This window comes from Emticicia fontis (assembly GCF_054779675.1).
The window spans coordinates 152,995-168,616 of the sequence record NZ_BAAGXU010000012.1 but is presented as its reverse complement, the minus strand read 5'-3'; the positions used below and the strand labels follow the sequence as shown (position 1 = coordinate 168,616).

The window sequence follows — 15,622 nt, the reverse complement described above, 5'->3', positions numbered from 1 at the left end:
ATTAAAACGCTGAAAAGTAACAGATAATTAATTTATTAGGGATTAGCATTTTTTTAATCTGAAGGATTCTCCTGAAAACATTACTACCAAGACCTCATTCTTGGCTATTGACAATTTTTTTATAAAGTTAAAAACGATAGATTTTATGGATTAAAAAAATTTAATCCGCTCATAGCTTAATTAAAAGCTTGAGAATTATCCCTAAAAAACAACGAAATATGTGTTTTGTGCAATTTTTATCATTTTTTTTTTCGAAATCTCCTAATATTTTAAATATTTTTTTGGACTTTAAATATTTCTTTTTGTAGTTTTGGAAGTTGATTAGGGGTAATGTTCTATCTAATCCCAAGATATTCCAATTGTAAAGGATAACCTGAACCGGATTCTGACAAGGCAAGCTTCTGATAGACAAGTTTTTACGAAAATTTATTAACTCACTTTAATTACAACCTATGATGAATTCCTACCAAGTAGGCCGCTTCTCAGAGCGGTTATTGGCTTGTGTGAAAAATTCTGTTTTCACTCTCGCTGCATTGTTACTCACATCATTCACATTTGCGGTAATGGCACAGGATATTACTGGTACTGTAAAAGGTGCTGACGGAACTGGCTTACCAGGTGTGACTGTGCAGGAAAAAGGTACTTCGAAAGGTACTCAAACGAACGTAGACGGTACTTACAAATTAGCTGGCGTTTCTAAAAACGCAACCTTAGTATTCAGTTTTGTGGGTATGGAAACAAAAGAAGTTGCTGTTGGGAACAAAACTGTTGTTGACGTAACCCTATTAGATGATACCAAAGCCCTTGAAGAAGTAGTAGTAGTGGGCTATGGTACGCAGAAAAGAAAAGAGATTTCAGGTACTGTAACTAGTCTTGGAAGTCGTGATTTTAACCCTGGAGTTGTTACTAACCCATTGGCAGCGGCCCAAGGTAAAGTGGCAGGTTTGGTAATCACACAAAGTAGTGGTGACCCTAACGCTCGCCCTGTCGTACGTTTACGTGGTACAGGTTCATTGAGTGCAGGTAGTGAGCCATTATATGTAATTGACGGTGTAATTGGTGCACCTATTGAAAACGTTGCTCCGGAAGATATCCTGACAATGGACGTATTGAGAGATGCTTCTTCTGCTGCTATCTATGGTTCGAGAGGTGCGAATGGTGTAATTTTGATTAATACCAAAAGAGGTAAAGCAGGTGTGACAACTGTTGATTACAACGGATATGTGGGTATGGAAAAAATCTCACAAAGACCTGATTTATTGAATGCATCTGAGTTTAGAGAAGCTGCAAAAAAATACAACCAGACATTTGATGATGGTGGCGCAGATACTGACTGGATCAAAGCTATCACTCGTACAGCAATGACTCAAAACCATAATATTGGGGTTTCGGGTGGTTCTGAAAACTTCTCTTATAGAGCTTCTGCGGGTTACCTTGATCAGATTGGTACTTTGCTTGGGTCAGGCAAATCTCGTTTGAATGGTCGTTTAAATTTGGATGCAAAGGGTATTGGTGGAAAACTATTAATGAAATTCAACGTATCAGCTTCTCAGGCAGATGCTAATATATCACAAGACAGAGCTATCGGTTTTGCTATGAATATGCGCCCTACCGATCCACTTTATAACGCTAATGGTACTTATTTCCAGCTTCCTGGTACATTTGGAAACTTTAACCCATTGGCGGTTCTTAATAGCATCTCTCAGAAAGAAAAACTACAAGATGTTCTATTCAATGCGCAAGCAGGTTATACTATTATCGATGGCTTGTTTTTCAATGTAAGCGGTACCTTACGTACGCAAAACAAAAACTCAAGCTATTATGCGGCCTCTACACCTGATAACTTACTTCGTATCGTAGGTGGTAATGCTGCTTCAAGAGTTTTAGACGCTGTAGTTGATAAACAATTAGAAACTACTTTGAACTATACCAAAGCAATTACTTCTAATAGTAACTTAACTGTATTAGCTGGTTATACTTATCAGGATGTTACGGCTGATGGTTTTGGTGCTTCGAATAATAACTTTTTGACAGACGTTTTCGGCCCTAACAACCTGGGTGCTGGTCTTGGTATCAGAAGCAACCCAAACCTTTTAGGTTCATATAAAAACGAATACAAATTAGTTTCGTTCTTAGGCCGTGTGCAATATAGCTTAATGAACAAATATTTTGCTACGGTTAATATGCGTCGTGATGGTTCGACTAAATTCGGAGACAATAACAAATGGGGTTTCTTCCCGTCTGTATCAGTTGGCTGGAGTTTGAGCGAAGAGCCATTCCTGAAAGGAAATCCTGTGGTTGATAACTTGAAACTTCGTGTAAGCTGGGGTAGAACCGGTAACTCTGAAGGTATCTCACCTTTACGTTCAAGAGGTTTCTATGGTACAAGTGGTACTTACTACGATGCAGCAACTAATGATTTCTTACCATCATATGCTATTCAGGGTAACCCGAACCCGAACCTGAAATGGGAAGTTAACGAAAACTATGGCGCAGGTATCGACTTTGCTTTGTGGAAATCAAGATTAACAGGTTCGATTGACTGGTATACGCGCCAGACTAAAGACTTATTATATGTAGTAAATGCTCCGCAAGAAAAAGGTTACGTGTTTCCAACTATTCTGGCTAACGTAGGCAGTATACAAAACAGAGGGGCTGAAATCACTTTAACTTACCAATGGTTTGACACAAAAGATTTCACATGGAGCTCGACTTTCGCAGGTTCATTTAACAAAAATAAAGTACTTAGCTTATCAAGTGATTTATTCCAGGCGCAAAACCAGATATTCCTGACTACTAACTTAGGTAGCGCATTAAGAGGTACTTCTGCTGTAAACTTCTCAGTTTTACAAGCAAATTATCCGGTAGGTGTGTTCTACGGAGCCAGAGTTGATAAAATTGAAAATGGCAAATACGTATTCAAAGATGTAAACGGTGATGGTAAAATCGAACAAAGTGGTGGAGACAGAGATTATTTAGGAGATCCGAATCCATTCTTTGTAGGTGGCTTGACAAACAGCTTTAAATTCAAAAGCTTTGACTTCCAGTTCCAGTTAACAAGTAATATGGGTGCGAAAATCATGAATACCAACCAATTGTTATTAGGTAGACAAGACGGTCGTATTGCTGAATCTAACGCCCTTAAATCAGCTTTAACTTCGCCTATCAATGATAACCAGACAATCCCGATGGATTATTATGTTGAATCAGGAAATTACCTTCGTGTAAACAATGCTTCAATAGGCTATACTTTACCTGCGAACTTAGGCGTATTGAAAAGAGCACGTATCTACATTGCGGGTAACAACTTGTTGTTGTTCACTAAATACTCAGGTGTAGATCCTGAAATTAGTCAGGCCTTGAAAGTAGACGGAGACAACCAAAGAGCTCCGGGTATCGACGTTCGTGAGACTTACTACAAAACACGTGGTCTTACTGCTGGTATCAACCTTTCTTTCTAAACAATCGTATATATAAAGACTGATTAAAACTATCAATAAAATGAAAAGAAAAAATCTTATAAAAGTACTTTCTGTATCAGCGCTTAGTCTCGGTATGCTTAGCTTACAGTCATGTACTGACCTGACAGAGCCAGTTTATGGCTCTATTATTGATGACGGTAATTTCCCTAAAACTGACGCTCAGATTGCGGCAGTATTAGGACCTGCTTATGGTGGGTTGAGAGGGATGACAGATAACTGGTTTAACCCAAGTGAAGCTACTACTGATGAGCTGATTGTACCTACCCGTGGTGGTGACTGGTATGATAATGGTGACTGGTTGGCTTATTCTCGCCACACATGGACATCGCAACACAATCCAATTAATGGTGTTTGGGGTTTTATCTTTGGTAATATCTCACAAGTAAACCAGTTAATGGTAGTTGTAAAAAATAATCCGAAAGCGGTTGATGAGCTTCGTGCTATCCGTGCTTTCTATTATTTTATGGCAATCGACTTATTTGGTAATGTACCTATCGTAACAGATGCAACTTCAGCTGCCGGAACAAAAACCCGTGCAGAAGTATATGCCTTCATTGAGTCTGAATTAACTGCTGTTATTCCAAACCTGAATACAGGTAAAGTATATAGTCGTATGAATCAGGATGTAGCTAATATGCTATTAGCAAAATTGTACCTGAATGCAGGTGTATATAAAGGTACTCCTGAATGGCAAAAAGCTTATGATACAATCAGTAAGGTTGTTTCTTCTCCTAATGCTTATGCTTTAACTCCTAATACGCTTGACAACTTCACTGTTCAGAACCAAGGCTCAACTGAGAATATCTGGGCTGTTCCTTATGATAACTTCAAAGCGGGTGGTATGAACTTCCAGATGAGAACTTTACACTATGCGAACCAACGTACTTATAACTTAGGTAATGCTCCGTGGAATGGTTTCTGTACTTTGGCTGAGTTTTATAACTCTTTCGATTCTAAAGATGCACGTAGCAAAATGTGGTTGACAGGTCAACAATATGCAGCTGATGGTACGCCGTTGTTAGATGCAAAACAACAGCCTTTGGCGTTTATCATTGATTTCAACAAAGATCAAATGACTGATGCTGATCCTGAATTCCAGGTAGCAGGTGCCCGTTCTCAAAAATATGAGATTCAGGTAAATAACCCTAATGGCGATCAAAGCAACGACTTAGTAGTATTCCGTTTGGCAGATGCAATCCTTATGAAAGCAGAAGCAGGCTTCAGACTAGGTAAAACTACAGAGGCTTTGGCAGGGGTAAATACTATCAGAACAAGATCAGGCATTGCTCCTTTGACTGCCTTAACTGAAGCTGACATCTTAGCAGAAAGAGGCCGTGAGTTTGCTTGGGAAGGCTGGAGACGCAACGATATGATTCGTTTTGGCACTTTCTCTAAAGAAAGAAAATTCATGAAGAATCTGGATAAAAACAAAGAATTGTTCCCGATTCCTCAACCTCGTATTGATGCAAACCCATTATTGAAACAAAATCCTGGGTATTAATCTTATATGAGTTACAAAAAGGCAGATCAGGTGTGGTCTGCCTTTTTATTTTACAGCCGGCAGACCAAGCTGCTGGCATTTAACCTATACCAATGAAAAAAATACTTTTTTTAATTTTTTATTCTTTCTTCCTAACCTCCTGCAGCAAAAAAGAAGATACCCTGTTTGAATCCCTCCCGGCTTCTGAAACAGGTATTGACTTTGTAAACAGAAGTTTAGAAAAGAAAGAATTCAATATTTTTAACTATCGCAATTTTTACAATGGCGGGGGCGTAGCAATTGGAGATGTAAACAACGATGGATTTGCCGATATTTTTGTTACTTCCAATTTTGAAGACAATAAACTATACCTCAACAAAGGTGTAAAAGAAGGTAAATCTTTTCAGTTTGAAGATGTATCAATCAAAGCGGGTATTGTGGGTAAAAAATTCTGGTCGACGGGTGTTACGTTTGCTGATGTGAATGGTGACGGCCTATTGGATATTTATGTGTGTAATTCAGGTAGTCAGGATCAGCGGGGAAATCAGCTATATTTGAATCAGGGTGTTGGCCAGAATGGTATCCCATCGTTTAAGGAAATGGCTAAAGAAGTAGGTCTGGAAGATGGGGGGTTCTCTACACACGCTGCATTTTTTGATTATGACCGTGATGGTGATTTAGATATGTATTTACTGAATAATAGCTTTACACCAATTGACAGGTTAGGTTATCTTAATCTCCGAAATGAACGTGATAGACTTGGAGGGCATAAATTATTCAGAAACGATAGCGAGCAAGGAAGTTTGAGATTTACCGATGTTAGCGAGCAAGCAGGTATTTACGGAAGTTTGATTGGTTTCGGGTTAGGAATCACTATTGGAGATGTTAATAATGATAATTGGATGGATATTTACATTTCTAATGATTTCTACGAGCGTGATTACCTTTATATTAATCAGAAAGACGGTACATTTAAAGAAGATTTAGAAAAAGAAATGCAACATATCAGTCTTAGTTCAATGGGTGCTGATATGGCAGATATAAATAACGATGGCAATCTGGATATTTTCGTAACAGATATGCTGCCCGCAGATGATAGACGCTTAAAGACTACCAGTGTTTTTGAAAGTTACAATCTATCAGAGATGAAAAAGGAACGTGGTTTCTGGCATCAGTATATGCGTAATATGCTACATCTCAATAATGGTGATGGTACATTTAGTGAAATTGGTGAATTATCAGGTGTGCACGCTACTGACTGGAGCTGGGGAGCCCTGATTTTTGACATGGATAATGATGGGCTGAAAGATATTTTTGTTGCCAATGGGGTAGCAAAAGATTTAACCGATCAGGATTTCGTAGAGTTTCTTGGAGACCGAAATACCATGCAACAGATGCTGGAAGGCAAAAAATTCGATTATAAAGAATTTACAGATAAAATCTCATCTGTTCCTATTCCTAATTATGCTTATAAAAACAATGGTAATCTGCAATTTACAAATACTGTTAAATCTTGGGGATTAGAAGGACCAGGTTTTTCTAATGGGGCAGCTTATGGAGATTTAGACAACGATGGCGACTTAGATTTAGTAGTAAATAATATAAATGCTCCGCTCTCGGTCTATAAAAACAAAACCAATGAAATCAATAAAAATCATTTTTTAAGAGTACAGCTGAAAGGTACAGCTAAAAATCTCAACGGAATTGGTGCTACAATTACGATTTATCAGCAAGGGAATAAAAAGGTATTACAACAAATGCCTAACAGGGGCTTTCAATCATCAAGCGACCACCAAATGGTATTTGGCTTAGGACAGAACGGTACTCTTGACTCACTGAAAATTGTATGGCCTGATGATAAAATGGAGGTGCTTAAAAATCCAAAAGCTGATTTAAGTCTGACTCTCGATTATAAAAATGCAAATCAGGTTTTTAAAATCTCTCAATCTGTCAAACAATTATTATTTACTGATATTACTAATAGTACGCTTGACTATACTCATAAAGAGAGCAATTTCGTAGATTATAACCGTGATGTGCTATTGAAACAGGAATACTCTACCCAGGGTCCGGCTCTGGCAGTAGGTGATGTAAACGGAGATGGCCTGGATGATATTTATTTTGGTGGAGCCACAGGGCAAGCCAAGCAACTGTACATTCAACAAAAGAATGGCAAATTCGTAGAATCCAATCAGCCTGATTTCGCTTTTGATGGAACCACTGAAAATGTAGACGCTTTATTTTTTGATGCAGATAAAGATGGAGATCTGGATTTGTTTGTAGTAACGGGTAGCAATGAATTTGAACCCAATGCACCCGAACTACATGACGTGCTATATATGAACGATGGCAAGGGAAATTTCAAACGGGATTTACGCTTCCCTCCCATTAATGAAAATGGATCATGTGTAGCTGCGGCTGATTTTGATAAAGATGGAGACCTTGATTTATTCGTAGGATCACGCATGATTCCGGGTAAATATGGTATAAATCCTCCTAGCAATTTATATATTAATGACGGAACCGGAGGATTCAAAAATATATCAAAACGCTATATACCACAAATCAATGAACTAGGCATGGTAACAGATGCAGAGTGGGTAGATATTGACAAAGATGGTTTTGTAGATTTGGTAGTAACACAAGATTGGGGAGGCATCGTAATATTTAAAAATGAAAGAGGCCGTACTCTTACACTGAAAGAAACCATCAAAGACTCAGAAGGAATGTGGAATTGCCTGAAACCAGCTGATATTGATGGAGATGGAGATGTAGACTTTATTGTAGGCAATCTGGGAGAAAATACCAAGCTAAAAGCCACTGTTGAATACCCGGCTTATCTGGATGTAAATGATTTTGATAAAAATGGTACTACCGAACAGATAATTTCATGTGTAACGGAGGACGGGAAAACTTATCCGATGGTATTGAAAGGTGAATTGCAAAGAGCCTTACCTATCATCAAAAAGAAGTTTATCAAATATGCTGACTACGCAAATAAAAGCATTGAGGATATATTTACACCCGAGCAGATGAAAGATTGTGTGCGCAAAAAAATTATCAATACCTATACTTCGTTTTTAATAAATGATGGTAAAGGTCATTTCTCGCTGAAAGCCCTACCCATGCAAGCGCAACTGTCTCCTATTTATGCCATCGAAACAGGTGATTTTAATAATGATGGAATATTAGATATCGTATTAGCCGGAAACTTTTTTGACGTATTGCCGGAATGGGGTCGTTTTGATGCCAATTATGGCTTATTGCTACAAGGAAAAGACAAAGGAGAATTTGAAGCGATTACACCTGATAACTCCGGATTTAAAACTCTGGGACAGGTACGAAAAATGTATAAAGTAAAAACAATGATACACAACCCTAATACAACTGAAGAAATGCTCGTGCTGGCCAAAAATAATGATAAAGCGCAGATATTCAGTTTTAAAAGCAGTAAAAAATGAAGTCAATAGTAAAGTTTGTAAGTATAATCAGTTTATTAGTCGTAGGTTTTAGTTCATGTAACAAATCAAAAAAAAATGATGGTATAAAACTTTTCGACAAACTATCATCTACCCAAAGTAAGATTGGGTTTGCTAACAATATCACCGAAACAGAAGATTTTAATATCTTAGACTATCTGTACTTCTATAATGGTGGAGGTGTAGCGGCAGGCGATATTAATAATGATGGCTTAACCGATTTGTTTTTTGTATCGAATCAGGGCAAGAGCAAACTCTATTTAAACAAAGGCAAAACCAAAGATAGTCCTGTTGAGTTTGAAGATATTTCAGACAAAGCCGGAATTGGTGGTTTCTCTGACTGGAAAACTGGTGTAACAATGGCCGATGTAAATGGAGACGGATTATTGGATATTTATGTCTGTGCCGTTGCCAATTATAAAGGTTTAGAAGGGTCTAACGAATTATATATCAACAACGGAGACCTGACTTTTACAGAAAAAGCCAATGAATATGGCTTAGACTTCACAGGTTTCTCTACGCAGGCTGCTTTTTTTGATTATGATAAAGATGGAGATCTGGATTGTTATCTGCTCAATCATGCTGTGCATAATACCCGTTCTTACGACCGCGTGAATACCCGTATGCTGAAAGACAATGAAGCGGGCGATTATCTTTACCGCAACGATAATGGCAAATTTACGGACATAAGTAAGGAAGCCGGAATCTATCAGGCAGCAATGGGTTATGGTTTGGGTATTTCGGTAGCTGATATTGATAATGATGGTTGGTTAGATATTTATGTAAGCAATGATTTCCACGAGGACGACTATTACTATATCAATCAGAAGAACGGTACATTTAAAGAAGCAATTAAAGATCATTTTACGCACCTGAGCCGTTTCTCAATGGGCTCTGACGTGGCCGATATTAATAATGATGGCTTCCAGGATATTATGACACTGGATATGTATCCTGAAGATGAAAAAGTAGAAAAATCATCTGTTGGAGAAGATCCGCTGGATATTTATCTCTATAAACTGCAATTTGGTTATTTCAACCAATATAGCCGCAACTGCCTGCAATTGAGCATGAGTGGTAAAAGATTCAGTGATATCGCCCCGATGGCAGGTGTAGCGGCAACAGACTGGAGCTGGAGCCCTTTAATGGCCGATTATGATGGGGATGGTATCAAAGATATTTTTATTACCAATGGTATTCTGAGAAGGCCAAATGATTTAGACTATCTCAAGTTCATCGCCAACGATTCGCTTCATTATAATCTTCCGACCTCTCATGAGCTTGATAAAAAAGCTATTGATATGATGCCCAGTGGCAAATGGCATAATTATCTCTATAAAGGCACAAAAGAATTACAATTCCAGGATAAATCTATTGACTGGGGTTTTGAAGAAGCAAATGTTTCTAATGGGAGTACTTATGCCGATTTAGATAATGACGGAGACTTAGATTTGATTACCAACAATCTGAACGAAGCTGCTGGAATTTATCTGAACCAGAGTCGTGAAAAAATAGGCAATAATTATATCAAGCTAAAACTGAAAGGTATCGATAAAAATACCTTTGGTATAGGTGCAAAGGTGATTCTGAAAACAAGTGAAGGCGAGCAATTACAACAATTGATGCCGACCCGCGGCTTTATGAGTTCTGTTGAGCCTTCTTTGATTTTTGGTATCGGAAAAACGCCAAAAATAGATTCGCTGATAGTGATTTGGGAAAACCAGAAAATGGAGGTAATTTCTGACCCTGCTATTAACAAAACTCATATTTTAGACCAGAATAATGCCAAGCTAGATGGTAGTAGCTATCCATTCGAAATGATTCAAAAGCCAATGTTTGAGAATATCACCACTGCTGAAAATATTCCTTTTGTGCACAAAGAAAACGTGTATTTCGACTTTACCCGAGAATTATTGATTCCGTTTAAAATCTCTACTGAAGGGCCAAAAATGGCAGTCGGAGATATAAATGGCGATGGTTTAGAAGACTTCTATGTGGGTGGTGCCAAATATCAGGCAGGAGAGTTATATCTGCAAAAAGGAAATGGATTTACCAGAAGTAAACAAACTGCTTTTGAAGCTGATTCTCTATTGGAAGACGTAGATGCTCTGTTCTTCGATGCTGATGGAGATAAAGACCTGGATTTATATGTAGTAACAGGAGGAAATGAGTTTTATGGTGAGATGATAGAACAACTCGACCGACTATATCTCAATGACGGAAAAGGAAATTTTACTAAATCTACAGATGCATTACCCAAGATGTTTGATAATAAATCGTGCGTTCGCGCCTGTGATTTTGATAAAGATGGCGACCTCGATTTGTTTGTGGGTGGGCGTGTAGTGGCTTATCAATATGGTAGATCACCCAACTCCTACTTATTAATCAATAATGGCAAAGGAAAATTCACCGACGCAACTATAAATATTGCACCTGAGATACGTCAGGCAGGAATGGTTACAGATGCTGTATGGGCTGATATAGATAAAGATGGTGACCTTGACCTAACCATAACAGGTGATTGGATGCCAATTAAAACCTTTGAAAACAATCAGGGTAAATTCAAACAGGTTGATAATCAACTAAGCAAATTTACTGGCTTTTGGAGTAGTATTACTGCCGGAGATTTTGATAAGGATGGTGATATTGATTTTTTGGTAGGTAATTTGGGCACCAACACCAAATTCAGAAAACACGAGGGTGGTCAATTGAAAATGTTTACGAAGGACTTTGATAAAAATGATGCTCTTGACCATATCCTGGCGTATAGCAGAAGTGATAAATGGTATCCGGTGAATGGTAAAGATGAAATGGGCAAGCAGATTTCGAGTATCATTAACAAGAAGTATGTCGATTATAAAGACTTTTCTGGTAAAACTATTGAGCAGGTATTCAGCTCAAAAGAATTAGATGACTCGGAAGAGAAATTAGTAAACACTTTTGAGTCAGTTTATATTGAAAACCTCGGCAATAAAACTTTTAAGTTGCGACCTCTGCCAAGCCTTGCACAAGTATCAAAAATTATGATACTCCGCACTGAAGATGTTGATAATGATGGTAATTTAGATGTGTTAATAGGTGGTAATTTTTACGGAGCGAATATGTATCAGGCTCGTTATGATGCCTCTTATGGGTTGATTCTGAAAGGTAATGGTAAAGGAGATTTCAAAGCATTGGTGCCAACCAACACGGGTTTCTTGCAAGAGGGTGATGTGCGCGACATAAAAGTTATCCATACTCCTAAAGAACAATTATATTTTGTATTGCGAAACAACGATCAAATGCAGGTATTCAAGAAATTGAAATAAGACATTAGTCAAACACTCGCTATTAAAATCTGGTGGGGTTGGCTTGCCAGCCCCGCTAAATACTTATTCATCATTTACTTACTGGCAAACAATTAATTTGTCAGAATCAGCGAACCTTTTATCCAACTAAAAGGCCATAAAACCCGTCATAGATTTAGACGCTATGTGACCAGTTTTATAATGATTTTAAATCCCAAATCTCCTATTATTTATTCTAGCCAAACCAGACACGTTTCTACTTATAATTAAGAGATACTTAACCAAACTATGAATGAATAAACAACTCTATTTTCTTTTCACACTGTTTTTTTTAATCCATATCAATGTGGTTGCTCAGAAGAAAAACTTTTTGTTTTCGGGCACAATTAAAGAAGCAGGAACAAATCTACCGCTTGAAAACGCAAGTATTCTATTTTCGGGGATGACTATCGGCGTTCAGACCGATTCTTTAGGTTATTTCGGTTTATATCTTCCACCCAAAGCCTATCAGATAACCGTCAGAATGCTGGGATATAAGATAAAAACCGATAGAATAGTTTTAGACCAGAATGTAAATATTGAGGTAAGTCTGGAAAAAATCGAACGCCTGTTGGATGAGGTAGTCATTACAGCCGAAAAAGCTGATGCGAATGTCAATCGCACAATCATGGGTGTCGAAAAATTATCAGGCAAAACGCTAAAAAAACTTCCTAACCTAATGGGCGAAGCGGATGTCATCAGGAGTATTATGCTTTTACCGGGTGTTTCAACAGTGGGTGAAGGCGCTTCAGGCTTCAATGTCAGAGGAGGCAATGTTGACCAGAATCTGGTTTTATTGGATGGTATTCCGCTATTTAATACCTCCCACCTATTTGGTTTCTTTACAGCTTTTAATGCCGATATGGTGCAGGATATTAGTTTATATAAAAGCGGCATCCCCTCAATGTATGGCGGCAGGGCTTCGTCGGTTTTAGATGTAAGGCTGAAAGAAGGAGATTTCGACAAATGGAGTTTGCAGGGAGGTGTTGGTCCTATTTCCAGCAGGATATTGGTTGAAGGGCCTTTGTGCAAAGGCAAAACCTCTATTATTGCTGCGGCCAGAGGTTCATTATCTGATTTCTATTTGCGCTATTTTCCGAATGAAGCACTCAAACAAAGTAAGGCCAATTTTTATGATTTCAATGTAAAAATCACCCATAAATTCGGGCAGAATCAACGCATTTCTCTCTCAGCCTATTCAAGTAATGATGCTTTTAAGTTTGCACAAGACACGATGTATTTCTGGAAAACTAGCAATATCAGTTTCAAACATAATGCCTTAATTCATGGAAAACTGGCGCATAATTTCACGGCTTTTTTAAGCAAGTATCAATATGGGATTGAAGGACTAAGTGTTCCTTACCAATACAAATGGGAACCATCGATTGTTCAGAAATCTATCAGAGAAGATTTAAGCTATGAGCTATCCAACAAAAGCAGATTAGATTTTGGCTTGGAGTTCAGCCATTATACCAACGATGCCGGAAGTCTTTTCCCAACTTCTTCAGAATCTATCGTCAACAATTTTGCTATGCCAGTTCAGCAGTCAAGAGAAATGGCGGCATATGTTGGGCATAACATTAGTTTAGGTAAAGCCATTAGTTTAGATTATGGACTGCGGTATGCCTATTATCAGCTACTAGGCCCAGGCAAATTTTATGATTATCAGTCAGGAGTACCCCGTGAAGTGGAGACTATCAGAGATACGCTAAATTATCGCAAGGGTTCGGTTGTGCAATCGTATGGAGGTTTTGAACCACGCCTATCTGTGGCGTTTAAGCTAGACTCTAATTTCTCAATCAAACTGGGATATAACCGGATGCAGCAATTCATGCACCTGATTTCTAATACGATGGCTATTTCTCCTGCCGACGTCTGGAAAAACAGTAATCCGCAGATACCTCAACAAATAGCTGACCAATATTCAATAGGATTTTTCAAGAATTTTGTAGGGCGGGAAAGCAATGTATATGAAGCCTCTCTTGAAGTCTATTACAAAAATCTTCAGAATGTAGTAGATTATATTGATGGAGCAGCACTTTATCTGAATCCTGCTATCGAAACCCAATTATTAGTAGGTAAGGGCTTCGCTTATGGGGCAGAATTTTTCCTAAAAAAAGCGCGGGGTAAAAAGCTGACAGGCTGGTTTTCTTATACTTATTCCAGAACCTTCCGTCAGATTCAGGCCACTGAGAACCAATTATCAGCTAATTTTGGTTTAAGATTTCCTGCCAACTTTGATTCTCCCCATAATTTCAAACTGGTGCTCAATAACCGATGGACAAAGCGTATGACATTCAATGCCAACTTTACTTATAATACCGGGCGACCTATTACTTACCCCAATGGCAGGTATAAAATTACAGCTTTCAGCGATGTATATGATTATATGGTAAAAGCAGGGCTGACTCCGCGAAATGGGTATAATATAAGTACTTATGTCTATAATGGATCTGTGTATGAGCAATTGAACCTTGGTACTATTTATCAATTATTAGATGGATATTCTACCCCAAGTTTTACACTACGAAACGCGGAGCGGATTCCTGATTATATGCGTTTAGACCTGGGGATTACTGTTGATGCCAAAGAGCAGAAAAAATGGCAGGGTAGCTGGAATTTCTCTATCTATAATATTCTGGCTCGTCAGAATGCTTATTCTATCTATTTCAAATCTGCTACCGGTTTACGTACACAAGCTAAAACCTATAAGCTTTCGGTCCTGGGCGCTGCTATTCCATCAATTACTTATAACTTCAAATTCTGATGAAAAAGATACTTCTATTTTTATTGTTGATAGGCTGGCTCACCTCCTGCGAAACTGAACTGAAAGATTTTGAAGCCAGCAATCAAACTAACGCCATTGTGGTATATGGAGAAGTAAATAATCTGACAGGGCCATATCATGTACGAATAAACAGAGCTACTGCTTATGACCCTTACGATGCCTCAGAATATATGGGAAAACCCGTAACAAAAGCACAGGTAAAAATTGTAGGCGGTTCGGGCAATGTCTATGAAATGACAGAAATACAAGACGGGTATTACGAGGCATCACCTCTATTTAAAGGAATAACAGGGCAGAAATATCAGTTAAAAATCATAACCAGCGATGGGAAAGAAATTGAATCTGATTTAATTGAACTGAAAGCACCTCCTGTATTCAACAAATTTGATTATGCTTTCGTGAATGCCGAAAAAGCCCTTGATATGAAGTTTAACGTATCGGCCGAGATAAAGGATCCAGCAGCAACAGAAGATTATTACTTTATTAAGCGGCAGGATTTTATTCAGTTTATTACTACTTGTCCTGAACCTCCACCGCCGCCAGCCCCAACACCAGACTGTTTCACTAAGTGCTGGCGGGCACCATTCAATAGTCAGCCTATTCTGGTGAAAGATTTTCTGGTCAATGGCCGGAATATCCCGGTTCCTGTAGGCAGTATTGATTATAAAGATTATACAGACTGGATAATCCAGTTAGATATTTATTCTGTCTCAAAAACGATCTACAACTATTGGCAAAGGCTGGAAGACCAACGCACTGTAGGAGGAGGAATTTTTGATAAAATACCTGCGCAAGTAGTAGGTAACCTGAAATGCACGTCAGACCCGAGGCAGGAAATATTGGGTGCATTTGTAGTAGGTGGTTTAACCAAACAACGCCTGGTTATAGACCGGTTTAACAATGTGCCGCCCGATGCTTATGAAAAGATGGTATTAGATATTGGCATATTCGATTACCGTTACACAAAACTAAGGCTTTGGGATTGCACAACTGCCGGATTTGTAGAATACAATATAGGTCGGAATCTGCCCCCTTTGGTTCAGTAATCATAAGCACCACATTTTCTC

General features: G+C 38.4%; 6 protein-coding genes. All 6 read left to right on the top strand.

Going from position 1 to position 15,622, the window contains the following annotated elements; translation table 11 throughout:
* Positions 1 to 452: 452 nt before the first annotated feature.
* The 6 genes from ACYVFA_RS07990 to ACYVFA_RS07965 all read left to right on the top strand — a co-directional run bounded on the left by ACYVFA_RS07990 (position 453) and on the right by ACYVFA_RS07965 (position 15,601).
* Positions 453 to 3,461: a SusC/RagA family TonB-linked outer membrane protein gene (locus tag ACYVFA_RS07990; RefSeq protein WP_460471289.1), complete on the top strand. Its 3,009-nt coding sequence runs from the start codon at positions 453 to 455 to the stop codon at positions 3,459 to 3,461.
* Between the two features lie 40 nt (positions 3,462 to 3,501).
* The gene (locus ACYVFA_RS07985) at positions 3,502 to 4,983 is read left to right on the top strand and encodes a RagB/SusD family nutrient uptake outer membrane protein (protein WP_460471288.1); all 1,482 of its coding nucleotides are present in this window, start codon (positions 3,502 to 3,504) and stop codon (positions 4,981 to 4,983) included.
* A gap of 92 nt (positions 4,984 to 5,075) precedes the next feature.
* A complete protein-coding gene (locus ACYVFA_RS07980; RefSeq protein WP_460471287.1) occupies positions 5,076 to 8,423 on the top strand; it encodes a VCBS repeat-containing protein in 3,348 nt (1,115 codons plus the stop codon).
* Positions 8,420 to 11,749 carry a VCBS repeat-containing protein gene (locus ACYVFA_RS07975; protein WP_460471286.1) on the top strand — a complete coding sequence of 1,110 codons (3,330 nt, stop codon included), beginning with the start codon at positions 8,420 to 8,422 and terminating at the stop codon, positions 11,747 to 11,749. The genes ACYVFA_RS07980 and ACYVFA_RS07975 overlap by 4 nt, the downstream gene beginning before the upstream one ends.
* Before the next feature lie 271 nt (positions 11,750 to 12,020).
* Positions 12,021 to 14,534 carry a TonB-dependent receptor gene (locus tag ACYVFA_RS07970; protein ID WP_460471285.1) on the top strand — a complete coding sequence of 838 codons (2,514 nt, stop codon included), beginning with the start codon at positions 12,021 to 12,023 and terminating at the stop codon, positions 14,532 to 14,534.
* A complete protein-coding gene (locus ACYVFA_RS07965; RefSeq protein ID WP_460471284.1) occupies positions 14,534 to 15,601 on the top strand; it encodes a DUF4249 domain-containing protein in 1,068 nt (355 codons plus the stop codon). The genes ACYVFA_RS07970 and ACYVFA_RS07965 overlap by 1 nt, the downstream gene beginning before the upstream one ends.
* Positions 15,602 to 15,622 lie beyond the last annotated feature (21 nt).

Excerpts from the sequence above, each read along its gene's own strand:
- ACYVFA_RS07985 (WP_460471288.1), top strand. The coding sequence starts at position 3,502 with ATGAAAAGAAAAAATCTTATAAAAGTACTTTCTGTATCAGCGCTTAGT.
- ACYVFA_RS07975 (WP_460471286.1), top strand. The coding sequence starts at position 8,420 with ATGAAGTCAATAGTAAAGTTTGTAAGTATAATCAGTTTATTAGTCGTA.
- ACYVFA_RS07965 (WP_460471284.1), top strand. The coding sequence starts at position 14,534 with ATGAAAAAGATACTTCTATTTTTATTGTTGATAGGCTGGCTCACCTCC.
- ACYVFA_RS07980 (WP_460471287.1), top strand. The coding sequence starts at position 5,076 with ATGAAAAAAATACTTTTTTTAATTTTTTATTCTTTCTTCCTAACCTCC.
- ACYVFA_RS07970 (WP_460471285.1), top strand. The coding sequence starts at position 12,021 with ATGAATAAACAACTCTATTTTCTTTTCACACTGTTTTTTTTAATCCAT.
- ACYVFA_RS07990 (WP_460471289.1), top strand. The coding sequence starts at position 453 with ATGATGAATTCCTACCAAGTAGGCCGCTTCTCAGAGCGGTTATTGGCT.